Here is a 26,567-nt window from a genome sequence, read left to right on the forward strand (position 1 = left end):
AGCGAGATATGTTGGCGCACTCCGGCTCTTAGCTGCGCACCCACTTCGTTTTGGGCTAGAATTGATACCGGTTGGACACCACAGGAGATAAGCTATGAAGAGGCTTTACGCTCTCGCGTCGGTTGGGTTCTGCGTAGCTTCGGCAGCCCTCATCACGTCGGCATCGGCTCTTCCAAGCGAGGAAGTCCCGAAGACCGAACCAGAGTACATCGCCAAGGTGAAGACCGCCGCCCCGGCGTCGGTCGTGAACAACGCGACGATCACCATGGCGCAGCCGGATGGGTCTTCTAAGACCGTCCAAACCGGTTCGAATGGTTTCACGTGTTTTATCGACAAGTATGGAACGCCCGAATGCGATGACCAGAACGCCATGGAATGGCGCAAAGCTCTGCAGGCCAATCAGGCCCCGCCGCATAACATTGGCCTCATTTTCATGCTGGCCGGGGACACCGGCACGAGCAATCATGATGCCGCCGAACGGCACACGCACCAGCATTGGGTCCAGACCGGGCCGCACGTGATGATTGTCGGCGGCGCAGCACACGAGATGCTCAGTCCCTATCCGCGCGATCTGGATGTCAAAGACCAGACGCAGCCTTTCGTCATGTACCCCGGCAAACCCAACGAGCACCTGATGATCCCGGTGCACTCACAAGAGCTTACGACCGGCAGCACGCGGTGACGCGCGCGAACTCCGCCATGCCTGAGACCGGCGGGCACGGCGGCTGATTGTCCATTTGAAAGGGGGCGACCGCCTTGGGTCAAACGCTGCCGGTCCCGCAGGTCCTATCCGCTCCTCGGATTCGACATTCGCAATGAAAAAGGCCGCCAACTGCGGCGGCCTTACTTCTTGTGCCAATCATTTGGAGGGTTCTTCAGTGGCGGAAAAGGTCAGGGTAAAGAAGGTCCGTCCGCTCTGAAGTTCTGGGGTGTCCTTGACCACCATCTCCCACGCTGTCCCCCACCAAAAGTCGGGGGGCAGGCCCTCGCCTAGGACTGTGCCAGCCACCCGAACTGCCTCGATCTTGGCGGCTTCGATGTCGGCAAGCTCAATGCCATCGTCGTCGTAGAGATTCTTTCCGTTTAGAATATGGAAGTGAAAGCGCGGCATATCACTCCTCCAGTTCTGGCGGGGAGCACGGTCGCGTCTCTCAGTCGCAGGTCGCCTTGGTCACTCTTAGGTCGCGTTGGATGATGGTCCTTGCGATGCTGGAACAATACCAGCCATCGAATCCCGTTCCTAATCCAACTTAGGCACGGCGTCCTTACCCTTCGGATTCTTTGGATTGCGCCATCGCTCGCTCAAGCTTGACTGCTCCAGAACTCAAGCACGCCATGAATTCGCGGTCCGAGAAACATCTGGTTACCGGCCGTGTGGCCATTCAGTTGCCAAACAGCGGGTGGCCTGGTGCGCGGTCCAGTGGCGCGCGTGGCTTAGCGAGGCCCGTCGTACCGGGCGGGGTTTCGTTGCTAGCTGTCCTGGTGTCGCTCAAACGTCGTGAAGAGGGCCGCGAGTGATGCGATTATCACCGCGACTGCGAAAAGCGCGACGGCGGTACAGTGGCTGTTCCGCTCGTGACTCATGAGCGATCTCCGCTCCTGCGTAGAAACGTCGCGCGCGCGGGTCAGCATCTTCATGCGGCCAGCCACATCGGCCGCACCGACAACGCAATGATAGAAAATTGCCTTGACGAAAGCGCCAACCAGTTTGCTTGAATGTGCCGTCTATATTTCGGCTTCGCAAGAAATTGATACACGCCATGTCGCGGGACATCGATCGAGCGATTAATCGCGCAGTGGTTGTCGGATGTGTTATTTCTGCCACGCGCAACTATTTGAAATTACACATGTCGCAAACATTAAAAGTACTCTTGTGCAACCCTCATGCCGAAACGCGGAAGTTGTGGAAGCGTTCTCTGTCGGGTTGCCGCCTCTCCTCATAGAACCCGCTGCTTAGCCGGTGCCTAACTTCCCGCAACTTCGTGCTTGGCGCTTTTTGGGCGCCGGTCAGTTGAGGGGGCGGAGCCGCTTTGTTAGCGTCGCACAGAAGGCGACATCGCGCCTGTGCCGGGATGACGAAACAGGCCGCTCCGATTGAGGCTGGCCTCTTAATCAGTTGGCGGCGTTTGCGGTGGGCGGCGAGGTGGTCATTCGGGATAACCAGCGAGCCGCAAATCGGCACGGAACCGCTCCGCAAACCCGGGGATCCGCGATGGCGGCCTGATGTTCGCGAGGCGACTATCCGGGACGATCTTCAAGAGCCGGGCGGTGGCCTCCGAAGCTTCTTCCCTCCGGCCGAGACGCACCAGTGCCACGATCAAAACACGATGGCTGGGGCCATGCTTCGGCATTTCCTCCACCGCACGACGCCCGGCTTCAAGGGCTTCAAGGTTCCTGTCGCACATCAGATAGGTCGTCCCAAGACCATGCAGCATGTAGCCCATTTCCTGATCTCGTGGACTGATCCTCGTGGCGCGAAGAAAGCAGTCGATGGCCCGCTCGGTCTCACCTGACCACATGTGAACAAAACCGAGGGTGTGGAGCGTCTGAGCCGAGTCGGGATTCAATCGCAGTGCACGGTTGAGAGCGGCGGACGCGGTTGCGAAATCACCTCCCGGCGCGTCGACTTTTTCTGCGTAATAGGCGAGAGCGTACCCTGCGGCCCGAAGCGTGGTCGGATCGTCGCCGGCTGCATCAATGGCTTCGCGCGCTAATGCGATCGCCGTTTCGCGGTCCCCGGATTCCGCCCAGCCGGGGGTATCGCGGATGGCATAGGCGATTGCCAAAAAGGCCTTTGCGAGCTTGTAGTGCGGATCAATTGCCACTGCGCGGCGCAAGAACCCGATTGCCGCGTTGAGCGACTCATGCGTCGCGATATAGATTTGATGGACACCACGAAGGTACAGATCATAGGCATCCAAGCTGTCGGTCGGCTTCGTCCAGGCACGCACGGTTTCCGCGCGTCGCGCGCTCGGTTCGATGGCGCCGACTACACTGCTTGTAATGCGGTCCTGCAACTCGAAAATGTCGTCGAATGCGCCGTCAAATCGATCAGCCCAGACATGCCCGCCGGTGACCGTCTCGATTAACTGCCCGGTGATGCGTACCCGCCCGCCAGCACGCCGGATACTCCCCTCCAGGACGTAGCGCACGCCGAGCTCGCGTCCTACCTGTTTGATGTCGACGGCGCGCCCCTTGTAGGTGAAGGAAGAATTGCGCGCGATCACGAACAACCATCCCGTGCACGACAAAGCGGTGGTGATGTCCTCCACGATGCCGTCGGCGAAATACTCCTGCTCGGGATCGCCCGACATGTTCTGGAAGGGCAGAACCGCAATTGACGGCTTATCGTTCAGCGCCAGGCTCGGTTGCGGCACGGCAGATGTGGCAACGGACCGCACACGAAAGATGCGCACGGGTCGCGCGATGTTTTTGAGTTGGTGTTCGCCGGCGTCCTCAAAGCCGATATCGAGCTTGTCCCGGACCTGGCGATAAACGTCATCGGAAACGCAGATTCCGCCTGGCTCGGCCATGGCCTCAAGCCGTGCCGCCACGTTGACACCGTCGCCGTAGATGTCGCCACCGTCCACAATCACATCGCCGAGATTGATGCCGACGCGCAGCATTATTTTCCGCTTGTCGGGAGCGCCCTCGTTGGCGGCGATCATGCTTTCCTGCAGCCCTAGGCGCATTCGACGGCATTAACGGCGCTCCCGAACTCCGCCAAAACCCCGTCGCCCATCAACTTGACGACACGGCCGTTGTGCTTCGTCATCAGTGGTTGAATGACATTCTTGTGCCAGGCCTTGAGCGCCGTCAACGTCCCGGCCTCATCCACTCCCATCATCCGACTGTAGCCGACCACGTCGGCAGCAAGGATGGCGGCAAGGCGGCGTTGGGCGCGTTCTTCGGTCATGCGCGGGTACTGCCTTCAACCGCGGCAGCCGCTATTTTATGTCTGCCCTATCGGGGAGTCCATCAACCGGATTGTCGGCTCCGGGTCCACGAGCGTCACCCCCTGTCGGTAAATCGCTGCCCCTCGATTTCCGCTGTGCCCCGTTTGCAACCGAAGTTTTGCGGCGGTGCGGGATGTCGCGATGGGCACATAACCGGACTCAATGCGCCGCAGCAACCGACATCTCTATTCGATCACCTCATCGGCGCGAACGAGTAGCGATGGTGGCACAGTGAGGCCGAGCGCTTTGGCCGTCTTCATGTTGATCACTAGCTCGAATTTGGTCGGCTGCTCTACCGGCAGATCGGAAGGTTTGGTGCCTTTGAGGATTTTGTCGATGTAGCCGCTTGCGCGGCGGAATAGATCGGCTAGATCGGGCCCATAGACGATCAACCCGCCATCGGCGAATTGTCGGAAAAGATAACTCGCGGGCAGATGATGCTTCGCCGCAAGCGCGACAACTCGTGGGGCATTCTGAGCGGTCAGCGGATCGCCGAAAATAACGATTGCATCGGCGTGTTGTGCAGCGGCCGAAGCAAATGCGGCATCAAGTTCCTCAGGCGTAGTTGCCTCAACTACCAGAAGAGTCATGCCGAGGCCAGCGGCACGGGGCACCTCGTCAGTTAGTCGTAGCTTGTGCTGAGGGTTGCGCGGATTAATCAGGAGCGCAATTTTTGAGGCGCTAGGAACCAGTTCCCTGAGGACTTCTATCCGTTTTGCGATCCATTCTCCAGGCACGAGCTCCGTCAACCCGGTTATGTTGCCGCCTGGACGCGAGAGGCTTTGGACAAGACCGAGCCCCACTGGATCGGCCACAGACACGAATACTATCGGAATATCGGCAGTTGCCGATTTCAGGGCCACGGCTGCTTGGGGGTTAGGGGCAAAGAGCAGATCCGGCTTGAGGGCTACGAGTTCAGCCCCCAGAGCCGGGGCGCGCTCCGAATGATCCCCGAAATATCGGTAGTCAATACTCAGGTTCTTCCCCTCAATCCAGCCGTGATCGCGCAGGCCCTCATGCCAGACTTTAAGGATTTGAAAATTTTCAAAAGCGCCAAGTAGCCCCAGCCGGCGAGACGCCCCTTGTGCTCGCGCACGCCGTGGCGAAACGAGCAGCGCCGCAATAGTAGCTATGAACTCCCGCCGCTTCACTCGATCCTCATCGCAGCATGAGGAGGCGGGTGCAGAGTATCAGGTTTCGATGGTCGTCGCACTCAATGGGTGCAAATGCTGCGTCGCCAAGCGCGCCGCGATGGCGCATGCCCGCTAGGGTCAAAAGCGCCGGTCGAGGATCACGAGGCACACGTCCGGTCTAACCCTGACAGCGGACCGGCGCAGCGTTTCCAGCTTCGTCGCCTTGGGCACAACACTGGACCTAAGTAGGGTTACTCGATCATCTCATCGGCTTCAGCGATGATGGTCTGGGGCACTTTGAGACCGAGCGCTTTTGCTGTCCTCAGGTTGATGATCAAGTCGAACTTGGTGGGTAGTTGCACCGGTAAATCGCCGGGCCGCGCCCCGCGTAATATTTTGTCAACATAAGCGCCAGAGCGTTGAAACAGATCTTCAGTATTCGGAGCATAGGACAGGAGAGAACCGCTTCGCGAAACTCCAGAAACGACCGGAATGCGAAACTGTAGCTCCATCTCGCGGATCAAGGCGCTGTTCACGGTGAGGAACGGATCGCTCATCGCCACGATACCTTCGCCGGGCGTCCTTTCCCTGAACGCTCGCTCAATATCTGCAGCGCTGCCGACTTGAAGAGTAAACGGCCTTACATTAGTAGCTTCAGCTGCCGCCATGAATGGCTTCAGATAATATTCGAAATAGGTTGCAGTCGTGGGATTGTACATTAGACCGGCGGCCTTGACGTTTGGCGCCACCTCCTTCAAGAACCCGAGCCACTTTCCGGCAATTGATCCTTCCACATTTACAAACCCGGTGATGTTGCCGCCAGGTCGCGCCAAGCTGGCCACAATGCCGCTGCCGACTGGATCGGAGACTGTGGCGAAGACCACCGGCACGGTGCTCGTCGCGCCTTGCACAGCGAGAGTGGCCGATGTGGAATTGACAAAAATCACGTCGGGCTTGAGCGCAACCAGCTCCTTCGCAAGAGCCCGATTCTTCTCAGAATTCCCACCACTATAACGAAGTTCAATGGAGACGTCGCGATCTACCGCCCAACCTAGATCGCCGAGACTCTTGACGAAAGCAGCAACCAAACGCTGGGTAGCCGAATCCTGTTCCGCGAAACCAATGAGAACCCCGACCCGCGGCACCCGCTTTGGTGCCTGCTGCCCACGCACCGAAAGAGGCGAAGCTGCGGCAGCACCCAGACCCGCTATAAACTCCCGTCGCCTCATGAGGTCCCCCACGGACTGAGAATGGAGATCATACTGGCTAAAGTGGGCAGCCTAAAGAGAGGTTGTGAGCTCTCCGAGTAGTTCGGTTTGGGTCATGTGTGGACGACGCCCGCATTGCAAGAAGAATCTGACGTTCGGCTCGCGGTCGGGTGCAAGTCATGTGTCCGGCCTCTGTTTGCGCGGCACCATGACCGCTGGCCCTGATGTAGTCCGCGGGGTCCCAATCACGAGCACGGGCTTTGACGCCCATGACCCAGAAGCGGGTTGTCCCAATCGACGGCTCGACCGTTTCGCATCACGCCATCATCACCCTCGCAATTCGATTGCCTTGCTCCGCCGTCGCCTCACGCTGCCATTGCCAAGCCTCTTCAGGTGGCTGCAGCAAGCTCCGGCGCTCGATAGTGTCCTCCTTTGACCATGATCGTCCAAGCGATGCGCGCCATCTTATTGGCAACGGCAACGGCGACGAGCTTGGCCGGCTTCTTGGCCAGCAGCTTCATGACCCAGGGATGCTTTTGCGGATACTGCCGGGCGTGTCGCACAACCGCTGTTGCACCGATGACGAGCAATCGTCGGAGATAGCGATCTCCCTGCTTGGAGATGCGGCCGAGCCGCTCCTTGCCGCCCGTCGAGTGCTGCCGTGGCACAAGTCCGATCCATGCGGCAAAATCGCGACCGGATTTGACGGCATTCGGGTCTGTGACAGTGGAAGCGATGGCCGTGGCCCCGATCACGCCTATCCCCGGCACGGTCTCGAGGCGGCAGCTCGTATCGTTGGCACGATGATGGGCGTGAATGGCCCGATCCAGAGCCCCGATCTGCAATTCCAAAGCAGCGAGTTGATCGACAATGGCCTGCAGCGCCTGTTTCATTGCGGACGGAAGAGCTTCGCGACTACTCTCGTCCGTGATGATCGCGGCAAGCTGCGCGAGACCTTCGTGTCCCGTCTCCGCAACGAGGCCGAACTCGGCAAGGTGGGGTCGGAGCGCATTGATCAGCTGCGTGCGCTGACGGATTAAAAGATCCCGCGTTCGATGCAACATCAGCAAGGCTTGCTGATCGGCCGACTTGATCGGCACGAACCGCATCGATGGGCGTGTCACGGCCTCACAGATGGCGGCTGCGTCGGCAGCATCGTTTTTCGACCGTTTGACATAGCCCTTGACGTAGCTCGGCGGCATCAGACGCACAGTTTGACCAAGCTTGGAGACTTCACGCGCCCAATGATGAGCGGTTCCGCAGGCTTCCATGCCGACCAGGCATGGAGGAATCTTGCTTAGGAAGTCGATGACCTGATTGCGCCGCAACCGACGGCTGATGACGACCTTGCCCGCACTATCCACGCCGTGCACTTGGAACATGTTCTTGGCGAGATCAACGCCGATCGTGTTAACTTGCATTTGGACGACCCCCTCCGGTGATTCGTTGTTCAACAATCACCCTATGGCACGTTCGATGCCGGGAGCGGGCGTCGTCCACCACATCACGAGCGTCGCCCTCTGCCATGGCTGCCCGTCGACTTCCGCTATGCTCCGTTTGAGACCGAGGTTTTGCGGCGGTGCGATATGTCGCGATGGGCACAATTGCAGACTCCTTAGGGGCGCGCGGCGAAGAACACATTAGTATGGTTCTTGATGTCGAGCTGCTGGAAGCGCGTGAACCCCGCTTCGCGAAAGAGCTTTTCCGTGCGCGCTGGCCCCATGCAGGTCCCAAGTCCAGGCCCTCCTTGCGCCAGCGATTGCGTCATGCAGTGTAACACGCTGAATCCATAATAGACGGTGCCAAGCGCGTTGATATTGTCCTCGAGCCTGTCGGCAGCCTTGGGTTCCATGGTGAACACGACACCATTTGGTTTCAGCAGCGAGCGCATCTCGCGCAATGTGGTGTGCGGGGCTGCGAAGTCATGGACGCAGTCGCAGGCCGTGATCAGGTCGAATCCGCCGCTCGCATCAAGTTCACGTGTGGTCTGAGCGTGAAACTGCAGGCGCGGACCGATCCGTTCTGCTGCGGCGGCCGCGCGTGCCCGCGCGATCGATTGCTCGTTTGGATCAACACCCACGACTTGGCAGTCGGGAAATGCCTTGGCGATCGCGATGCTGACCCGGCCAACTCCGCAGCCAACGTCGAGCACGCGACCACCCAGTTTGAGGCGATCAACCACATCGGGAAGCGTGTCAAGCCATTGGCTTATGAGGCGGTGCTCATATTGACCGCAATTAAGCCAGTCGAGCGCTTCAATTCCATCGCTCCCTATCTCGTCGAATGCGACGCCTCCGCCCTTCTCGAATGCCTCCGCGACCAAAGGGGCAACACGCAGCAGCGCCGGCGCAATAAGAAATAGCCCGCCCATGAAGTGATCCGTGCCTTCAGAGGCAAGCAGAAAGGCGCTCTCATCGACCAATTCAAAGGTCTCGGCCGCCGGGTCATAGGCAAGATACCCCGCGCAAGCCATTCCCTTGAGCCACTCCTCCACATATCGGGGCTGCAGCCGGGAAACTTGGGCCACTTGTACAGCGGTCATTGGCCCCTTACCGGCCATCGCGCGAAACAAGCCGCGTTTGACGCCCACGTAGGCCATGCCGACCGCCATCGTTCCGGCCATGTCAGCGTAAACCTTATCGGCAAATGCCCTGACCCTCGTCTTATCCATGGCCATCTCCAGAGCAACGACTACGAATCACGGGAAATGAATTGCCAAGCACCAAGCAGGGCGAGACTACTCCTGTTCTGCTGAGCGTCAAACGCTGCTATCTTCCGGTTTGGGGCACGAGCGTCGCACCCGCTGCAGTAGATTGCCGCCCGTCGATTTCTGCTATGCCCCGTTTGCGACCGAAGGTTTGCGGCGGTGCGAGATGTCGCGACGGGCACAACAGCAGCCGTTGGCGCGTTTGCGAGAGACGACGAACTCTATGCTTCTGCTACAGATCCGCACTTCTTCGGGCCGATCACGAACCAAGTTGCGATCTTGCCCTTTCCTTTAACATCGATAGGGCCACGGCTTTCGAATTCAAACTTGTCCTTGACGCGTTCGTAGGTCTCCGTTGAAACTTGAATTCTACCCGGCAAACCTGTCGACTCCATGCGCGACGCCACATTCACGGTATCGCCCCAAACATCATAGAAGAATTTCTTCGTTCCCACGACGCCGGCAACAACCGGCCCGCTGGCTATGCCAATTCGGATGGACAGTTTATGTCCATGAAGGTCCTGGATCCGAGCTGCTGCATTCCGCATCTCGATGGCGAATTGGATTAGAGCTGTCGCGTGATCTGGTCGCACAACGGGCACGCCGCTCACAACCACGTAGCCATCGCCCGTCGTTTTGATCTTCTCAAGTCCGTGGCGCTCAACAAGACAATCGAAGGCAGTGAAAATCTTATTCAGGAACATCACGACATCAGCCGGGGCAACGGCGCTGGCTGCAGCGGTAGACCCAGCCATATCGGCAAAAAGAACGGATGCATCCTCGTACTTGTCGGCTATGATCTGAGGTATTGGAGTTTTGAGCCGATCGGCCACCGCGGCAGGCAAGATGTTCAAAAGCAAGCCCTCGGAGCGTTCGTATTCAGACTCGGCTGTCAACTCGGCCCGTGTGGCTGTCCGAACGGCATAGAATACGACCGCGAACATGATGGCACCGGTTCCCGTTGCACATCCTATGAAACTGGCGAGCATCGCTTCCTTGCTTAGCAAGCCGCCGTCGCGGGGTGCAAAGACTTCCAGGGCAATCGTCAGTGCTAAGGCGAGAACGCCAAAGAGGATCGGAAGGTAGAGCGGCTCAGGCCCTAGAATCAGGACCGCGCAAGCGGCATATGCCATGTATTGCATCTGCATCCCGCTGTCTGTACCGAGGAGGAAGCAGACGATGAAGCTTCCTGGATAGCCGACCAGGAGAAAGGCAATTGGCGCGGCTTGTGGGCCAACCCGGTGCAGCAGTGGAATCGCAGCGACACAGGCCGCCATCACGACGTCAATGATGACCACTGTGCGAAGCTTGACCTCGGGGAGATAAACAATAGCGAAGGCCATCGCCATAGATGCTACTGCCCAACAGCCGAAGTTTAAGACGCATAGTCGCCTGGCGACTTTCGGCGGGTATCGTTCGGTACCGTAGCTAAGCGCTTGAAGCACGCTCATCGGAGGTATCCGCAAGAAATGATTCGGCGGGCACTCCACGACCAAATTCGCAACGTTGAAATTTTGAACTCTTTTCGAGCCAACGTCCATACGTGGCTGGTGCCTGATGGAAGGCTCCAGAGTTCCGTTCTCGTTCGTGGCAGAGGCATTCGAATGTGATACCATTGTGATGCTGCCCGGTATAAGGGTACTTAGATGAAGCGCATCGGATGGTTCGGCGTAGCAGTCGGCTTCCTACTGCTTAGCGGCTCTGCCTATTTCGCCGTTATTCTGCCGAGCGTGTCGCCTGAGGCGATCCAATCTTCAGTCATACACAGGCCAGAACTGATCAACCGCGCGTGGCAGCTTCCGGTCGCGACCACATTCAAGACGGAAGTCACGTGGCAATCGAATGGCTCGCGCTGTGGCCCTGCCAGTGTCGCCAACACGTTTCGTTCGCTCGGCGAGCACGAGACAACTGAGGCCGAAGTGCTCGAAGGCACCGGTAAGTGTTGGACCGGCATTTGCTTTCTGGGGCTTACGCTCGACGAGCTTGCGGACATCGCGCGAACCAAAACCCATCGAAGCATCACAGTGCTTCGGAACTTAACGGCTGAGGAATTCCGCGAGCATATGAAGCGCAGCAACGACCCCGGCCGCCGCTACATTATCAATTTTGCCCGAGAAAAAATTTTTGGCGGCGGCGTCGGTCACTTTTCACCGATCGGAGGCTATTTGGAAGCCGAGGATTTGGTGTTCGTCCTTGATGTGAATGAAAGTTACAAGCCTTGGCTGATCCAGCGCCAGCGGCTGTTCTCTGCGATGGATACCCTCGACGGCGACAAAAAACGCGGACTGCTCCTGATCGAAGGCAAGTAACGTCACGTCCGTGTGAATTTTCATCCCCAATGGTCCGCTCAGGGTCTTGTGTCACGAAGCGTAGCCGGTCCAAACGGCTCCGCGCAACTTTATAGGAGATGAAGGTAGGTCCTTCGGGTTCGGCGATCAGGTCGCTGATCCCAAGCCACCGCAGGCCGCTTTGGTCAAAAGCCACGGTGGTGAGCGCTGCGGAAACGTCGGGACCATGATCCCGGCAGGTACGGTTGAGAGAGGCGAGCGCAAGCGAACCGTCGATGAAGTGTCGAAAGCGGATTAGGTGATGTCAAAACCGAGGCTTGACCCTACCTTCGGGATTAGTTCGGTGGATGTCCTGATACTGACCGAGCGACATCCGGCATGTAGATGGCGCGAAGCTCAACCAGGCTCTTGTAAGGAACGTGAGAACTTTGCCGGCGATGCCAAGGGAAAAGGCCCAAGCGGCGCCAACCGCAAGGCCGAAAGTACCAAATGCGCCGGAGAGGGGCGGACTGCTCCGTAGTAGCGAGGAAGCGGCTGTAATGGTCGTAGAGCGAAGGGGCCGGGTCATCGACGATGAATCGGGCCAACTGGCAACGGGAGGAGCCCGAAGCTCAACGGAAGGCGGCAGCCTTCAATCGATGGCACGAGCCGGATGAATCGAGAGGTTCAAATCCGGATCTGTGAGAGGCTCAGGGTGAAATTCCCTGGGCCTACTCGGCAACAGCGCCATTTGGGGCCAGCCGCTTCCGGTCTGCTCCGATAAGCGGACCATTCGACATTGCGCCCGCACTTCGCACTAGGGCACATGTGCAGACTCATGCAATGCAGCAAACAGCATCGCCTCACTCGATGACCTTGTCTGCGCGCGCCAATAGACCCTCCGGAACCGTCACACCCATCGCCTTAGCGGTCTTCAGGTTGATCACCAGCTCGAACTTGGTCGGCTGTTCGACCGGGATGTCGGCGAGCTTGGTACCGCGCAAGAGCTGAACAAGCTATCGGCCATAAGGCTCTCGAAAGACCTCAACGAGGCTTGGGCCGTACGCAGCAAAGCCGCCCTCGGCCGCTGTTTCGGGCCATTGATAGATGGCCGGAAGGCTAAGCGCGTTCGCCCGGTCCATGATGAGCTTACGTTTGGCGTAGAGCAGCGGGGACGCCAAAACGTTGAGCGCGGTCAGGCCTGATGCCTGAACCGTATTGATTGCCGCCACAATTTCCTCGCTGCTGGCCACCCGATGAACTGAAAGCTCAATATTGCGCGCGCGCGGCCTCCCGTAGGGCTTCAAGTTTCACAGCCGCTCTGTTGGGATCGGCAAGTGCCGCCATCCGGCGCAATCCTGGCACTGCTTCGATCAGGATCTCCTGGCGTTTGCCGTCAAGCTCGGCCGCGAGGATGCTAACGCCTGTCGTATTGCCGTCTGGCCGCGCCAGCGAGGTTACCAGTCCGGCTCCGAGCATATCGTCTGTCATCCCCAGGATCGGAGTTGTCTTGGTCGCATTCTGAGCGGCGCGAATTGCCAAATCCCCGGCAGGTACAATGACATCGACTCGGGCCTTGACTAGCTCGTCCGCCCATTCCGAAAATGGAAAAACAGCCGACGCAAAGACGCGGTCATCAAGCGTTAGGTTCTGGCCTTCAACAAAACCGTGCCGCCGCGCTGGATCGAGAAAGGCGGAGCGCCAAGAGACGTAGAGGCTCTCGTTAACGCTTTGCGCACCCCATAAGGCACCGATGCGATAGGTCCGCCCCGGTTCCTGCGCGCGCGCAGCATCAAGCGGCAACGCCACAACCACGCCGCCGAGCAACGTGATGAAGTCGCGGCGTTTCATTGTTCAACGCCTCCGGTGCTCTGCTCTTAATAGGTAGCACAACCTCGGCACGTCAGCAGCCGGCTGCGCTGCGGCATTTCAACCCTACCTATGTCGGGTCGGGCTCACGAGCGTCGCCCCTGCGGTAGATGGCTGCCCGTCAATTTCCGCTATGCCCAGTTTGCGACCGAAGTTTTGCGGCGGTGCGAGATGTCGCGATGAGCCATGGCACGAAGTCGCTGCGCTCCAGCCCGCTGCGCGGGAGCAGGAGCCGAGAGGCCGGTAGCCAGCTGAGAGGACAGCGATAGCGGGGTGGCAAGGTCAACACGATCAACCAGCCTAGTGTTGGCGTGCAACACATGATCGCGCGCGGGTCAGCATCTTCATGCGGCCAGCCACATCATCAGCCGCACCGACAACGCAATGATAGAAAATTGCCTTGACGAAAGCGCCAACCAGTTTGCTTGAATGTGCCGTCTATATTTCGGCTTCGCAAGAAATTGATACACGCCATGTCGCGGGACATCGATCGAGCGTTTAATCGCGCAGTGGTTGTCGGATGTGGTATTTCTGCCACGCGCACCTATTTGAAATTACACATGTCGCAAACATTAAAAGTACTCCTGTGCAACCCTCATGCCGAAACGCGGAAGTTGTGGAAGCGTTCTCTGTCGGGTTGCCGCCTCTCCTCATAGCGCCCACTGCTTAGCCGGGCCTAACTTCCCGCGACTTCGTGCTTGGCGCTTTTTGGACGCCGGTCAGTTGAGGGGGCGGAGCCGCTTTGTTGCCAGCGTCCAAAAACCTGCACATAACCGGACCAAGGTCCGGCCCCTACTTCGGATTACGCGGGAACGGGATAAACCCGTCGCGGTTTGGCATCCTCACCTTGGGCAGCGAGTGCGCATCGATCACGTCGTTCGGCTCAATGATCCCGTTGAGATTAAGGATATAGGCCGATACTGCGTAGAGTTCGTCCGCAGTGAGCGATTTCGACTCTTGGAATGGCATTGCGCGGCGGATGTAGTCGAATAGCGTTGTTGCATAGGGCCAGAAACTTCCCACAGTCTTTATCGGTGTTTTGCCCGGCGCCAGTGTGCCCATGCCGCCGACCAGCGCTCCAGCTAGTGCGACACTGGGGCTGATTCCCTTCTCGCCGTGACAGGCCTGACATTTCGCTACATAGATGGCTTCCCCCTCGATTGCGGTGCCACGACCAGGCGGCAGACCTGCGCCATCCGGTCCGATGCTGATGTCCCACGCTGCGATGTCGGCGGGCGCGATCGGTTGCCCGAACTGCGGGGCCTGGGCCAGGGCCGCCGGTGCAATGGTCAGCATGGATACGCAGACTGCAATGGGTTTAAGCGTAAACATTGCTGGCCTCCCCCATCTCGTCGACGCGCCAGCTTGCGATGGCGTTGTAGTGGTAGACCCCACGCAAGCCGCGCTCGTCGGCGAACTGCACGCGCGTTGGCTGCACCATGCCCGTGTCGTCGGTGGCGCGACTCTGCAGCACGGCGGGACCGCCATTCCATTGCCACGCTGCGCGGAAGCGCACGGGCGCCTTTGGTAGGATCGGGCCCTGCAAAGCTGCCGGCGCCCAGCTTCGTCCGCCGTCAGCCGACACGTCGACTTGCCGGATGCTGCCGTTGCCCGACCAGGCCAGCCCGGAAATCTCGTAGAATCCCGATCCCCTCAGCACGAGTCCCGGCGACGGACGCGTGATGACGGATTTTACTTCGATCGGGAACACGAACTGCCAGGCCTTTTCATCCTTGAGCAGGATCGTGTATTTCGATGTTTCGTCTTTGGTCATGGCGGGGACGGCAGTCAGCTTGAGCCGGCGCAGCCACTTCACATTCATGTTGCCCTCGAAACCAGGCAGCAGCAGCCGCACCGGATAGCCGTTCGAAGGCCGCACTCGCTCGCCGTTCTGATAGAGACAGAGCAGCGCATCATCCATCGCCTTGTTGAGCGGGATGCTGCGGCTCATGGCGGCAGCATCAGCGCCCTCGGCGATCACCCAGCGCGCCTCAGGTTCGATGCCGGCTTCGTCAAGCAACGTGGAGAGCCGCACTCCGGTCCATTCCGCACAACCCAGCAGGCCGTGAATAGCCGCCACATTGAGCGGCTGGGCCTGGGGCGCGTTGAGCGCCTGGCTGTTGCCGCCACACTCGATGAAGGCGATGCGCGATTGCATCGGATAGCGCGACAGCGCTTCGACCGTAAACACAAGCGGGCGCTTCACAAGTCCATGGATCACCAGTCGGTGCTGATCGGGATCGATTTCCGGGATGCCGGAATGGCTACGCTCGAAATGCAGCCCAGATGGCGTGATCATTCCTTCGAGCATGTGCAGCGGGGTGCGTGACGAGCCGACACCGGCCGGGTTGGGGGGCGGCGGAAAGACTTTGACGACCTTGCTCTCGAACGGTGAGGGCTGGCCGTAGCCCGCAAATCCCGGACCCGGCACCTTCATCCACGGCTGCACCGTAAGCTGTTCTGCCGATCCGCAGGACAGGCCTGCACTGGTCGCACCGACAACGAGCGCGCCTTCAAGAAAAATGCGGCGGCTTAGAATTCCGTTGCCCGCCACCGGATCGCCGAGTTCGGGATGTGTTTTTCTAAACATGAGCGGCACCCCATCGTTGCGATCAAATAAAGCACTCTGCGCGCCCTTGCGTGCGCACCAGCGAGTACTCAGTGAGGGACCGGCACAAAAAGAACTGTCGGTTTTATTGAGCGTCATGCCCGCCGACGGCATTCCTGCTGCCATTCACCTCGAACGGAGACGTCGGCACGTCCTGTCTCGAAAAGCAGCTCCAGAGAAGACTACGCCCACCCAAAAGACCTTCAAATTGGCAAGGATGTCGCACAAGCAATCTGGTCAAAACCGGGTCACGAGCGTCGCCCCCTGCAACAGACGACCACACTTCGACTTCCGCTCTGCCCCGTTAGTTACCGACATCGTGCGGCGGCGCAATATGTAGCAATGGGCACATGATCGGACTCTCTGTCGTGCGAGGCGCGCGCTGCCCGGTCGCCGCTCTCCAAGGCGGCGGTCGTGCGGCACGGCACCCTGGAGCAGGCACGCGGTTCGTCGACCGACTGCCCGGAGGTATATATGTTGTAGATTTGTGATGGCGAGCGCGCTGTGCTTGATCTACCGTTGCCCAGCGGGCGGAGAACGCTCGGGGGCCTCATGAGTGATCTCCGACCCAATGACCGATCATGGGTGGAACAGGAGGATATCATGCAGGCCATGGCCACCGAAACCTTCATCGGCAACATGCGCGGCCCGGTTATCAGGCGAATGGATGCCGATTATGACGCCGTGCGGAGTCTCTACAACGGGATGATCGATAAGAGTCCCGTGATGATTGCGCGATGCGCCGACGTCGCTGACGTCGTGGCCGCGGTCAATTTTGCAAGGGCGAACGAACTCCAGGTCGCGATCCGCGGAGGCGGGCACAATGGGCCTGGCCTTAGCAGTGTCGAGGACGGGCTGATGATCGACATGTCGATGATGAAAGGCGTGCGGGTCGATCCGGCCGCGCGCACCGTCCGCGTCGGTCCCGGCTGCACGCAAGGTGATGTTGACCACGCTACGCATGTCTACGGGCTTGCGGTGCCGGCCGGCATTGTATCGACCACCGGGATCGCCGGGCTTACGCTCGGCGGCGGCACCGGATATCTCACCCGCAAGCATGGCCTCACCATCGACAATCTCCTCGAGGCGGATGTCGTGCTCGCTGACGGACGCATCGTCACCGCCAACAAGTCGGAGAACGCTGACCTTTACTGGGGCTTGCGGGGCGGCGGCGGCAATTTCGGCATCGTCACGAGCTTCCTGTTCCAGGCTCATCCGGTGAACATGGTGTATGCCGGTCCGATCTTTTGGGATCTCGAAAACGCCCGGACCGTCATGCAGAGGTACAGGGATTTCCTGCCTAGCGCTCCCGAGGAGCTCGGGGTCTTCGTCGGTTTGAAGACCGTTCCACCGGTGGACCCGTTCCCGGCGGAACATCAGGGCAAGCGCGCCTGCGCCATCATTGGCTGCTACAACGGTCCGACAGAAGATGGCCAGACCGTCATGGCCAGGTTGCTCGATGGGCTGCCCGCGCCGCTCTTCAACTGGATGGGCGAAATGCCTTATCCGGCCCTCCAATCCATGTTCGACCCGTTCTTCCCGAAAGGCCTGCAATGGTACTGGCGCGGCGATTTCGTAAAAGAGCTGACAGACGCAGCAATTGACGCCCATATCGAGCAGGCGCGGAATGCACCGAGCGCGCTTTCGCTCATGCACCTCTATCCAATCGATGGCGCCGTCCATCGCGTTGGCAAGAGCGACACCGCCTGGAACACGCGCGAAGCGACTTGGTCGATGGTCATCGCCGGCATCGATCCCAATCCGCAAAAAGCAGGTGAAATCACGCGCTGGACCAAGGGCTATTGGGAGGCCGTGCATCCTTACTCCGCGGACGGCGGCTATGTGAATTTCATGATGGAGGATGGGGACGACAGCAGACTTAGGGCCACTTACGGCGACAACTACGACCGCCTTGCCGCCTTGAAAGCCAAGTACGACCCGACGAACTTCTTCCACATGAACCAGAACATCAGACCTCTGCACTCGTAGAGCCGCACGGTTCGGTCGCGCCTAAGGTTCTTGTCGGAGCGCTCCTTTTTGCGGAACGAGCGAACGCTCCGGCTATCTCTGTCAGTCGCGCGCCATGCAGCGTTCGCCCGTCTTTATTCCGGGACGAGCTCTCCTGAGCCACCAAACTCCTTCGGAAAATCCCTTATCTTGGGAAGGCCGTCTCGCATCGGCAGAACTGTCTCGGCGTAGTTTACGTGTACAGCGGGCAAAAATTCCAACGTGGGTAGTGTCGCAGCGAAAACGTCAACCAACCCCAGCGGCGGATGGTTGGTCATCAGGTGGCCGCCGCATTTCGCGCAATACTGACGCTGACTGAGCTCAGACTTCTGGAACATCGCGACATGCTCGGCTCCCGATGTGATCCGCACCGCCTCGGGCTTCCAGAGGCTGAAGGCGTTTACGGGTCCGCCGGACCACGAGCGACAAGAACTGCAATGACAATAGCCCATCGCCTCCGGTGACCCCATGACCTCCAGTTTGACTGCTCCGCAAAAGCAGCTTCCAAGATGAGACATTGGCGACCTCCATCGACTTCGTTCGTACGGCAACAAGAGCGCTACAGTAACAAACCAATTGGCGCGCCGCAGCCCTCAATCGGAGAACGCAATGAGGCAATCGCGGTTCTTCGCATGTCGACCTCGGGCCACGAGCGTCGCCCTCCGCAACACTCGGCTGTCCGTTGACTTCCGCTATGCCCCGTTCGCGACTGATGTCTTGCGGCGGTGCGAGATGTCGCGACGGGCCCACCAACGGACTCATGCGCTGCAGCAAGGCGCACTCGAGATCACGATGGCAGCATGAAATTTGTCGAGCGGCAGCCCCTTCGCTGATCTCGATGCCGCCGCGCGCAGGATTGTCGAGATCGCGAACGGCAAGCGGTGGAGGATGGCCGTATCTTCGTCGAACGAGTCAATGAGCCATTTCTGACGGCTGGCCGCATTGGCGAGCAATTCCGCACCTGTATCGAGCGCGCCGTCGCTCTCGGCTGGCTGTGGCGGCACGAGAGCGGCACTTGCCCGAAAATCACCAAGGGTTCGGCGCTGTTTGCATGATCCACGATTAGTGACCGCGAAAGCACACCCACATAGATTTCGCAGAAACGCACGGCCCGCAAGTTACCTTGTTTGGGATCGCAAGCTAAATCCAGAGACACTCGTTTTAGAAGGCCTGCGATGACCCTACTTGTGACCGTAAATGAGGCAGAGGAGAATCAGACTGGCGCCCCCAACGTGAAGGCTGTGATCGCCGTTGTTGGACTGGCAATTGAGGCCAGAATAGCGGGGATGGCAGCGATGATCGCTGATGGTGACCGGACCGCGTCTCATTTACGTGACGCCATCCGAAAAGGTGCGCGCGGGATAATAAGCTTTGGCGTATGCGGCGGGCTGGATCCGAAGCTCCGACCGGGGAAGGTTGTCATCGCTTCGTCGGTGTTTGCCGGGAAAGATGAAGCTTATCCAAGTGACCTCCCTTGGGCCCAGGAGCTTCTTCGGATGATCCCGGGCGCCGGCTACTCTCCGATTGCTGGAGTGGCTACCCCGATGACAAGTTTTGAGGAGAGACGGGACTTCCATGCCATCACCGGGGCTGTCGCAGCTGACATGGAGTCGCAAATCGTGGCCCGAATCGCTGCCGAATTCAGAATTCCCTTTGCCGCTTGTCGCGTTGTTCTAAATCCTGCCCATCGGATACTTCCGAGAGCGGCGCTCATAAAGATCGGACCCGCAGGTAAGCCTAGACTGCGCAAGATTGGAGGTTCAGTTGTTAGCGACCCACGGCAACTTCCTAGACTTAGCCGATTGGCCGTTGACGCTGTTATTGCGGTGAGGGCATTGCGCAGGGCCAAACGACGGCTTGGAACTCACCTCGGTTTCCCGCATCTTCACGGCCGCTTACCGCGTCGACTGCTGCACTTGAAACAATAACTCCAGTCCGATCCCGCCGTCAGTGCTGCTGCCCGCACGGCGCGACGCCGGCGAGACAAGTGCGAATCCGAGCTGCCGAGCCCCTGTGCGATCAGCGTTATTTCGATGGCGATTCCAAACAGCTACGTCGGCAGCGCGCTCACGAGTCGGACTGCGAGTCGAACTTGGGCACAGCTTTCGAACCCGCACGTGAGCGCAGGAAGGCCTTGCTCACCGCTAGGGCCGGCGCGGCCAAAAAGGCGGTCAAGACGGCCCACGAAAGGATGGGCCGCGGCGCGGCCGCATGGCGCTCAGGCAGATCCGCCGCCGATCCAAAGCAGCCTCTTCGCTTTATGAAGCGCCAAGCGAGCGGGTTCCACTGGCTCCAGACCTGCTCGGCCTGCGCTGCCAACAGGCCGGAGACGATCTCCGGCGGAGGTCCAAAAACCTCAGGCAGCTTGTTCGATAAATCGTCGTCCTTCAGCACGTCCCATTTCGAATATCCGCCCATCACAGGAGACGAGAGGGCGAACACCACCCGACCAATCCGCGCCTCCCTCGAAGAAAACGAACACATCGGGCAAGGTTCAACGATCGAATACAAGGTGCAATCTTGCAGACGCTTTCGGTTGAGGACCTTTTGTGCCGCGGAAAGTGCCACGAGCTCCGCGTGGCGCGTCACGTCGCCCTCCGATGAAACGCGATTTGTCGCCTCCGCAATGACCTGTCCTCGAGAAACAATCAGGGCGCCGAACGGCAGCTCTCCTTTCTTCGCTCCAAGTCGAGCGACTTCAAAGCATCGCTCCATCAGTTGCAAATCTTGAAGGTGAGCTTCCGGCCTGTTCATGAGCGTCAGCTGCTCCATCCGAGTTGACGAGCAGTCCCCCTTGGTTGCTGCGTTCTTGGGCCTGACCGAGCCTGGCTACTCCCCCGCGCGTCATGGTTCGCGGCCAGGGCGATCTCCACTTCAATCCAGACGGGAGGTTAGGCGAAGCAACCCTCCCGCGCTATGCGATTTCGGCTAAACGGCGCGCCACGTTCATCGGATAGCTGTCCGGAAGGGGTCAAACCGGGACTTTCCTCCTTCGGGGGCGCACGTCCGCTTCCGCCGAGTGCAGACATTGGTCCGGGAGGCCAGTCCGTTGGTCGAGCTGCAATTCTGCTTAGTTTCGAATTGAGCGAGCGCTTCGACGCCGCACGCTGCGAATCAGGACAAGCCTCCAGCCCCGCCTCCGGGCGGGGCTGTTTTGTTTGCGGCCAACGTCGTGCGCAGGATGCAGCGCAGGCTATCCTCGGCGTCGTCTAGTCCGACGACGACCTTCTCAAGCCGCGCGCGGTCCAGCTCGCGGTCGGCATCCTGACGCTCAAGGATGCGCCGGGTCTTCTCCGACGATATTTTGAGCAGTTGGTGCAGGATGATAAGCTCGCCGATCTCCTCGAATGCCTCCATGGCGCTTCCCCCTCGTTGTTCACTCCAGTATGCGCGAAAATAGATCCTCGCGCCAATTCCGGCCGCCGCCGCGCTCGTTCGTCATGACACAAGCCTCCCATGTCTCGCCAGCAAAGCGCAGCGGCGACTGATGCCGCTCCACAGCTCCGGCGACGCGATCTCGAGTTGGCCCTTGTCGATGGCCGCGAGTAAACTCGTTATCTGCCGGTGCGCGCTGACTAACTCCTCGAGCAGTTCCTCGCGGGCGGCGTTTGCGTCCGCGAGGATCATGCAGGCCTTGTTTCGCGCGATGCGCTGGCGCGGGAGCATCGATGCGCGGCCGTCGCGGAAGGCGAACTGATCGATCACCCGCGCGGCGCTGTCGATCATATTCTGCGCCTGCATCGACCGGAATATGGTTTTCGTTGCGTCATCCATCATCATCGTCATTGCCATCCGAATTGGCTTCCCTAGAGAACACGTCGAGCGAGCGGACGACCGCCCGCAGGAGCTTCTTGTCGTTGCTGATCCGCATGATGGCCACGAACAGATCGTGTCCCTCCTTGGTGGCGAGAAACTCGTCGACCGCCGACGGCAGATGCCTGCCGGTCTCGGCGAGCAGGACTGCAACCTCGGTACTCAGTTCGGCGGCGATCTGCTGCAGGCGGATGGCGCCGACGCGGTTGACCCCTTTCTCGTATTTCTGGATTTGCTGGAAGCTGATTCCGAGCGCCTTACCGAGCTGGGTCTGGCTAAGACCCTTCTCCATGCGGTGGCGCCGAATCCGCTGCCCGACCAGGACATCACTGTCCGTCGGCTCGCGCTTCGGCCGCGCGACGGCATTGCGTTGGCCCATCGCATCAGGCCCTCGCGTGTCCGTTCTTGGCCGCCTTCGCTTTGCGCCGTTTGCGTTTTGCGAGCGTCGCCCGATAGGCCTTGAACTCCTGCTTCGCCTTTGGCAACTCGGCCTCATAGTCCGGCTTGTCTTCGGCGACGAGGTCGTATTTGTAGCCGAGCGCTCCGGCCATCTTGGCGAAAGTCGCGTGCTGCGGCCGACGGGTTTTGCCGCCGAACATGTTGGTCACCGTCGACGCCGAGAGTCCCGCCAGTATCGCGAGATCGCGCTCCTTGACGCGGTCCTTCTGGTACAGCGATCTGAACCGATCAATCTCAGGATCTTTGTCGATAAAATTGTAGGACCGTGTCAGCCACAGCGTCCGCGAATTGTGTCCCACCCTAGCCATTTCCAACCTCCAACACAGGCGACCCGCCATTCAGGCGCGGTCCCGCCGCCGATTTCTTCGGCTTGGTTGATTTCTTCTGCTTCGCCGCCGACCGCTTCACGGTCGCGTACTCGCCGGAGCCAGTCGCGCCGATTCTCTTGATGGCTTTCCCTTCCAGTAGCTTGTCGAGGATCGGGCTGACGGACGCCTCGTTGCGCCTCTGCCCACGGAACAGCTCGCGGAGCTGCATCACCGAGAAGCTCTTGCGGTTGCGAATGAACCGCTCGATCTCCTCGCGCCCGGAGCGGTCGTGTTCGACCGCCTTCGGTTGCTTGGCTGCTTTGGCTGGCGCCTTGGGCGATTCCAGCGCTCTCACGTCGGCGCGGGCGTAGTTGCCGGACGACGGTTTCTTGAGCGTGCCCTTGTCGACCAGGACGCGCAGCGCCGAGTAGGCGGCGCCGTCGGTCCGGTGGTCCTCGCGGAAGTGCCGGACCGCATCGATAGCCTTGAAGGTTGGATGATCGACGATCCAGGCGGCGAGAAAATCCTCCGCCTTGATCGCGTGTGAGCGGTTGCCCGCAAAGACGGGGATGTCCGTCTTCAGCTCATAACCGATGTTTCGCACGCCCATGCGCGTCAGCACTGCGATGATCGGCCCGACGTCCGGCGCAAGCGCCTCACAGTGGATGAGGAAGTGGTCCACCTCCGGGGGTTTGTCTGTCTTGTTCATGCCGCGTCTTCCTTTCGATGCTCGTTGTGGTTGGCGCTTCTGCGAGCGCTTGCAGTACCTCACCGAACGAGTGGGTCCGGTGATCTGAGATGCCGCCAATCTCGTGCCAATCTCCATCGGCATTGAAGGGCGGAGCGAACAGCGCGACTGCCTCGCGACTGTTGTTCCTGATCAAGGCTGCGATTCCCTTTTCGGCGCGGCGGTGCAGCCAGCGCCTCAGAGCGGGATCGCGATGTGCATCGGGGTGATGGGGATCAACCCAGATTTGAACGACCTGGATATTCGTCAGCTCGCCGGTCGCGTTGTCTCGCAGCGAAATGAAATCGGGGATCATGTCGATGACGTAGTGCGAACGGTCAGGGCGGGACAGCTCCGCGGCGTCATCGTTGACCAGCCAGCGGCAGGACCAGAGACTGCACTCCGGCGGCATGGATGTGCTGCGATAAACGATGCAGCCTTTTCGGAACTTCTGATGCTGACAAGCTTCTCCGGCTGCTTTGCGCAGCGGTGGGACCGGGAGCAGCTTGCAACAGAGCGAGCAACCGCCGCACTGACGCTTCATTGTGGAGCCCTACGCAACCTCTCGCGCGAGGTTGGCCCTCGCTGCGACTCTTTCCCGAAAAGGTTCTAATTCGAATATGGCTAAAGCACGCCTAACTCTTGTGTTAGATTCCCAAAAACCTACGCGTGTATTTGGGATTACGGTTGTATATCCTTTCGTGTTCATTCTCACAGAGAGCGTCGGGATTTGACGAAAGAGATACGCCACGTTTGGCATATGAAGATGCAGCTTGCCGACCCGTTCCTCCCGCGAAGCGGACCGGGTCGTCCCCCTAACTGCATTGAACCCCAAAAGTGCCAGTTATTCCCAGTCTGAGTTAGTTGACTAGGACAGCACCGACCTCCTTTTCTGCCGGAGGAACACGCGAATTGTGCCAACCTTTCTAACAAAAATGTCCGTTTGAAGAATCGATCGCGAGCGCGCCTACTACGTCCCTTTGACTGACACCAAAGGGATCAGGCGTGACGACGGTAACGGTAAGGCGGACGGAATTCTTCGACTTCGAAGCGCTGCGGGATGCGGTGCAGGATGGTTCGTTGGAAGTTGTCCAGCTCGAGCATGGCAAGATAAGCGGAACACTGACGCATATTTCAGTCGGGTCGCTCGGCATTTCGACCGGATCATTTTCACGCGGCGTGCGCTTTCGCGGTGCCTTGAGCGAACAGCGGTGGCAGATTGGCATGACGCTCAGTGCGCCGGCCTTGATCGAGCATGTCGAGACGACACCCGGCGATCACATTATCACCGCACCACATCAGGAATTCTATTCGTCCCACCACAGCGGCAACCAGTATGCGGCGGCGTTCATCACGCCAAGTGAGCTGTTCGCATTTCTCGATGCCCAACAGCCCGGCGCGGCAGACGCTTGGCGGCGCGCTAATTCCGTGCTGAAGACCGATCCAGCCGCCGCTGCGATCAACGTCGCGCAGTTTCGCATGGTGCTCGCTGCTCTCAATACCCACGGCCCGGCGTTGCCGGACGAAGTCGTGGAGTTTTACAAGCGTCGCATTCTGGAGCTGCTGACCGCGCCGATCCGCACCACCGGGTATCGCGGTCCCCACCCGAAGTCGGCAGCGAAACTGGTGCGGGCGGTGGACCGATATCTCGTTGATGCAGGCAACCGGCCGGTCCACATCTCCGAGCTGTGCGAGCGATTCGAAGTGCCGCGGCGAAGCCTGCACCGCGCCTTCGATGACGTGCTGGGCATTCCGCCGATCACATTTTTGCGCCGCAAGCGGCTGGGGGACGTGCACACGGCGCTCCTGAGGGCGGGACCAGGCGTGACGATCTCGGGAATCTCAATCAAGCACGGCTTTGGCGATGACGGCCGGTTCGCGAAAGAGTACCGCTTGCTGTTCGGCGAGCTGCCGCACGAGACCTTGCGGCGGCGCAATGTCATTGTGAACAGAAACTAAAAAAATGGCCGCCACGAAAGGCGGCCGGCCTTCAAAGTGCATGGTCGATGGATCAGGCTGCGAGCTTCACGACCTGCGCACCATCGCGCATCGCATCAACCTTGTCGGCCCAAAACTGCATCATGTCGGTTCGCTCTGTCAGGCGACCGCCGCGGTTGTAGATCGCGCGCGTTGACGGGTCGTCGTGGTCGAGCTGGACCTCGACCAGCGCGCCTTGCTCAACCCAGCGCTCGACCTCATGACCGTTGATGGTGATGCGCTCTTTGTTGAGCATGGTCGACGCGGACGAGCGGAAGCCGTGCGCGCAATGAATGCCCTGATAGCCGAGCTCGACCAGCGCATCGTTGAGCCGACCGGTCGGCAGACCGATCTCCTTTTCGGGGTCGTCCTTGCTCACCCCGGGGAACAGATAGCGGCTGTTGCCGGTCCGCTTGCGCAGCTCCATCAGCAGCGCGACCGCCTGACGCGACAGCGGCACCACCAAGTCGCGCGCGGCGTTGTCCTTCTTTGCCTTCCGGCGCTGGCTGAACATCTTGAGCTTGGCGCCGGGATGGTCCACTGGTTGACCTCGCCGAATTCAAACTCCGACCATTCGGCCTGCTCGACGTTGCCGGGCCGGACGAACGTCAGCGCCAGCAGCTTGAGAGCGATCTGCTCGTGAACGTGCCGCGTCGTCTTGATCTTGTCGGCGCGGTAGGTCTCGATCTTGCGCAGCAGTTCGCCGAACGGCTTCGGCTCGGTGATCGCCGGGCGGCTGCCCGCAACGTGCTCGGCGAATCCCTTCGACGCGCTCAGGCGATCAAACGGCGCGTAGTCCTCCGGCCACATGCCGCGCGGCATGGCGTAGTCGATGATATCGCGCGCGGCCGGAAGCAGGCGGCGCCGGGTCTCATACTCGTTCTCGAACGCGACCAGCAGCGCCGACAGGTGGCTGCCCTTGACCTGATCAGTCGCGACCTTGCCGAACCCCGCCATCTTGATGCCGTTGCGGTCGACGCCCTCGCAGAGATAGCGGACCATGTTCTCCGCCCGGTTGCGCGTCTTGTACGATTTGCCCGCGAGCGTCGTCAGCCATCCCTTGGCTGCCTTTTCGAACAGGGGAAAACCGTTCGCCTCCGGCGCCTCGTCACCGAGCGCTTTGATCGCCAGCGGGTCGCGGCCTGCCTTGAGATGATCGCGCGCAGCGGTCAATGCGTTCATCGCTTCCCCGACCTTCATCTCGTCGAAGATGCCGAACGAGATGGTCTTGCGGATCGGCTCGCCGATGTGCTTGCCCTCGGTGTAGAGGCCGAACGCGTAGTCGAAACGAAAGATCTTCGTGCCGTTCGGTTTGACCAGGAGGTAAAGCCCCGAGCCGATACCGTGGCGATATTGCGTCGACTTCGCCGGGAGCTTCGCCAGCGCCGCGTCGTCAATGCCCTTGCGTTTGGTGGGTGTCCTATTGGCCATTTCCGGTTATTCCCCTCTTGAGCGAGTCTGCATTCGAGTCTGGAATCCGCCCTGACAATGGTGGATGGTGGCGGACGATTACGGAGGGGAAGATATG

Annotated in this window: 29 protein-coding genes; 5 read left to right on the plus strand and 24 right to left on the minus strand. The window is 59.8% G+C overall.

The annotated features are described in order from the left end of the window. Positions 1-94: 94 nt before the first annotated feature. Positions 95-682, plus strand: a complete 588-nt coding sequence (locus QA640_RS32360) for a hypothetical protein (protein ID WP_283036885.1) — start codon at positions 95-97, stop codon at positions 680-682. A gap of 177 nt (positions 683-859) precedes the next feature. Here the strand turns inward: QA640_RS32360 and QA640_RS32365 are convergent, their stop codons facing one another. The 8 genes from QA640_RS32365 to QA640_RS32400 form a co-directional block, all read right to left on the minus strand. Then, entirely contained in the window at positions 860-1,111 is a 252-nt protein-coding gene (locus tag QA640_RS32365; protein ID WP_283036886.1) for a hypothetical protein, read from the minus strand. Positions 1,112-2,147: 1,036 nt separating this feature from the next. Then, positions 2,148-3,668, minus strand: a complete 1,521-nt coding sequence (locus QA640_RS32370) for an adenylate/guanylate cyclase domain-containing protein (RefSeq protein ID WP_283036887.1) — start codon at positions 3,666-3,668, stop codon at positions 2,148-2,150. A gap of 14 nt (positions 3,669-3,682) precedes the next feature. Next, the gene (locus tag QA640_RS32375; RefSeq protein WP_283036888.1) at positions 3,683-3,916 is read right to left on the minus strand and encodes a hypothetical protein; all 234 of its coding nucleotides are present in this window, start codon (positions 3,914-3,916) and stop codon (positions 3,683-3,685) included. A gap of 225 nt (positions 3,917-4,141) precedes the next feature. Continuing rightward, positions 4,142-5,107, minus strand: a complete 966-nt coding sequence (locus QA640_RS32380; RefSeq protein WP_283036889.1) for an ABC transporter substrate-binding protein — start codon at positions 5,105-5,107, stop codon at positions 4,142-4,144. A gap of 233 nt (positions 5,108-5,340) precedes the next feature. Next, positions 5,341-6,318 carry an ABC transporter substrate-binding protein gene (locus QA640_RS32385; protein ID WP_283036890.1) on the minus strand — a complete coding sequence of 326 codons (978 nt, stop codon included), beginning with the start codon at positions 6,316-6,318 and terminating at the stop codon, positions 5,341-5,343. 368 nt (positions 6,319-6,686) lie between these two features. Continuing rightward, complete coding sequence (locus tag QA640_RS32390; RefSeq protein ID WP_283036891.1) at positions 6,687-7,718, minus strand: IS110 family transposase; 1,032 nt, start codon at positions 7,716-7,718, stop codon at positions 6,687-6,689. A 194-nt stretch (positions 7,719-7,912) separates the two neighbouring features. Next, complete coding sequence (locus tag QA640_RS32395; RefSeq protein WP_283036892.1) at positions 7,913-8,968, minus strand: class I SAM-dependent methyltransferase; 1,056 nt, start codon at positions 8,966-8,968, stop codon at positions 7,913-7,915. A gap of 257 nt (positions 8,969-9,225) precedes the next feature. Further along, positions 9,226-10,455, minus strand: a complete 1,230-nt coding sequence (locus tag QA640_RS32400) for an adenylate/guanylate cyclase domain-containing protein (protein ID WP_349253647.1) — start codon at positions 10,453-10,455, stop codon at positions 9,226-9,228. A gap of 195 nt (positions 10,456-10,650) precedes the next feature. Between QA640_RS32400 and QA640_RS32405 the strand changes: the two genes are divergently transcribed. Continuing rightward, positions 10,651-11,313, plus strand: a complete 663-nt coding sequence (locus QA640_RS32405) for a phytochelatin synthase family protein (RefSeq protein WP_283036894.1) — start codon at positions 10,651-10,653, stop codon at positions 11,311-11,313. Between the two features lie 821 nt (positions 11,314-12,134). On the opposite strand, the gene QA640_RS32410 is transcribed toward QA640_RS32405, so the two are convergent. The 5 genes from QA640_RS32410 to soxC all read right to left on the minus strand — a co-directional run bounded on the left by QA640_RS32410 (position 12,135) and on the right by soxC (position 15,874). After that, positions 12,135-12,275, minus strand: coding sequence for an ABC transporter substrate binding protein (locus tag QA640_RS32410; RefSeq protein ID WP_283036895.1), 141 nt, complete (start codon positions 12,273-12,275; stop codon positions 12,135-12,137). A 12-nt stretch (positions 12,276-12,287) separates the two neighbouring features. After that, a complete protein-coding gene (locus tag QA640_RS32415; RefSeq protein ID WP_283036896.1) occupies positions 12,288-12,524 on the minus strand; it encodes a hypothetical protein in 237 nt (78 codons plus the stop codon). 16 nt (positions 12,525-12,540) lie between these two features. Then, complete coding sequence (locus QA640_RS32420) at positions 12,541-13,122, minus strand: ABC transporter substrate binding protein (RefSeq protein ID WP_283036897.1); 582 nt, start codon at positions 13,120-13,122, stop codon at positions 12,541-12,543. 810 nt (positions 13,123-13,932) lie between these two features. Then, a complete protein-coding gene (locus tag QA640_RS32425) occupies positions 13,933-14,472 on the minus strand; it encodes a cytochrome c (RefSeq protein WP_283036898.1) in 540 nt (179 codons plus the stop codon). Further along, positions 14,459-15,874 (minus strand): sulfite dehydrogenase, encoded by a 1,416-nt coding sequence (gene soxC, locus QA640_RS32430; protein ID WP_283036899.1) that lies wholly within the window; start codon positions 15,872-15,874, stop codon positions 14,459-14,461. The genes QA640_RS32425 and soxC overlap by 14 nt, the downstream gene beginning before the upstream one ends. Positions 15,875-16,351: 477 nt before the next feature. On the opposite strand from soxC, the gene QA640_RS32435 reads away from it, so the two are divergent. Beyond that, entirely contained in the window at positions 16,352-17,737 is a 1,386-nt protein-coding gene (locus QA640_RS32435; protein WP_283036900.1) for an FAD-dependent oxidoreductase, read from the plus strand. A 113-nt stretch (positions 17,738-17,850) separates the two neighbouring features. Here the strand turns inward: QA640_RS32435 and QA640_RS32440 are convergent, their stop codons facing one another. After that, positions 17,851-18,273: a GFA family protein gene (locus QA640_RS32440; RefSeq protein ID WP_283036901.1), complete on the minus strand. Its 423-nt coding sequence runs from the start codon at positions 18,271-18,273 to the stop codon at positions 17,851-17,853. Positions 18,274-18,513: 240 nt separating this feature from the next. Then, complete coding sequence (locus QA640_RS32445) at positions 18,514-18,708, minus strand: hypothetical protein (protein ID WP_283036902.1); 195 nt, start codon at positions 18,706-18,708, stop codon at positions 18,514-18,516. A gap of 222 nt (positions 18,709-18,930) precedes the next feature. Here QA640_RS32445 and QA640_RS32450 point away from each other — a divergent pair, with 222 nt between their 5' ends. Beyond that, a complete protein-coding gene (locus QA640_RS32450; protein ID WP_283036903.1) occupies positions 18,931-19,683 on the plus strand; it encodes an adenosylhopane nucleosidase in 753 nt (250 codons plus the stop codon). Between the two features lie 139 nt (positions 19,684-19,822). Here QA640_RS32450 and QA640_RS32455 read toward each other — a convergent pair whose 3' ends face one another. The 7 genes from QA640_RS32455 to QA640_RS32485 all read right to left on the minus strand — a co-directional run bounded on the left by QA640_RS32455 (position 19,823) and on the right by QA640_RS32485 (position 23,606). After that, positions 19,823-20,527, minus strand: coding sequence for a nucleoside deaminase (locus QA640_RS32455; protein ID WP_283036904.1), 705 nt, complete (start codon positions 20,525-20,527; stop codon positions 19,823-19,825). A 342-nt stretch (positions 20,528-20,869) separates the two neighbouring features. Further along, complete coding sequence (locus tag QA640_RS32460) at positions 20,870-21,112, minus strand: hypothetical protein (RefSeq protein WP_283036905.1); 243 nt, start codon at positions 21,110-21,112, stop codon at positions 20,870-20,872. A gap of 81 nt (positions 21,113-21,193) precedes the next feature. Beyond that, the gene (locus tag QA640_RS32465; RefSeq protein ID WP_283036906.1) at positions 21,194-21,547 is read right to left on the minus strand and encodes a hypothetical protein; all 354 of its coding nucleotides are present in this window, start codon (positions 21,545-21,547) and stop codon (positions 21,194-21,196) included. Next, positions 21,522-21,947 carry a helix-turn-helix transcriptional regulator gene (locus QA640_RS32470; RefSeq protein WP_283036907.1) on the minus strand — a complete coding sequence of 142 codons (426 nt, stop codon included), beginning with the start codon at positions 21,945-21,947 and terminating at the stop codon, positions 21,522-21,524. The genes QA640_RS32465 and QA640_RS32470 overlap by 26 nt, the downstream gene beginning before the upstream one ends. Positions 21,948-21,951: 4 nt before the next feature. Beyond that, a complete protein-coding gene (locus QA640_RS32475) occupies positions 21,952-22,335 on the minus strand; it encodes a helix-turn-helix domain-containing protein (protein ID WP_283036908.1) in 384 nt (127 codons plus the stop codon). Then, on the minus strand, positions 22,328-23,044 hold the full coding sequence (locus QA640_RS32480; protein WP_283036909.1) for a hypothetical protein: 717 nt from the start codon (positions 23,042-23,044) through the stop codon (positions 22,328-22,330). Before QA640_RS32480 ends, QA640_RS32475 begins: the two co-directional genes overlap by 8 nt. Continuing rightward, positions 22,992-23,606 (minus strand): hypothetical protein, encoded by a 615-nt coding sequence (locus QA640_RS32485; protein ID WP_283036910.1) that lies wholly within the window; start codon positions 23,604-23,606, stop codon positions 22,992-22,994. The genes QA640_RS32480 and QA640_RS32485 overlap by 53 nt, the downstream gene beginning before the upstream one ends. 461 nt (positions 23,607-24,067) lie before the next feature. Between QA640_RS32485 and QA640_RS32490 the strand changes: the two genes are divergently transcribed. Further along, a complete protein-coding gene (locus QA640_RS32490) occupies positions 24,068-25,021 on the plus strand; it encodes a helix-turn-helix domain-containing protein (protein ID WP_283036911.1) in 954 nt (317 codons plus the stop codon). A 52-nt stretch (positions 25,022-25,073) separates the two neighbouring features. On the opposite strand, the gene QA640_RS32495 is transcribed toward QA640_RS32490, so the two are convergent. Together QA640_RS32495 and QA640_RS32500 are read right to left on the minus strand one after the other, a co-directional pair. Then, positions 25,074-25,499, minus strand: a complete 426-nt coding sequence (locus QA640_RS32495) for a hypothetical protein (protein WP_283036912.1) — start codon at positions 25,497-25,499, stop codon at positions 25,074-25,076. Further along, complete coding sequence (locus QA640_RS32500) at positions 25,466-26,470, minus strand: integrase arm-type DNA-binding domain-containing protein (protein ID WP_283036913.1); 1,005 nt, start codon at positions 26,468-26,470, stop codon at positions 25,466-25,468. The genes QA640_RS32495 and QA640_RS32500 overlap by 34 nt, the downstream gene beginning before the upstream one ends. Between the last annotated feature and the right edge of the window lie 97 nt (positions 26,471-26,567).

The sequence above is a fragment of the Bradyrhizobium sp. CB82 genome (assembly GCF_029714405.1).
Lineage (GTDB): Bacteria > Pseudomonadota > Alphaproteobacteria > Rhizobiales > Xanthobacteraceae > Bradyrhizobium.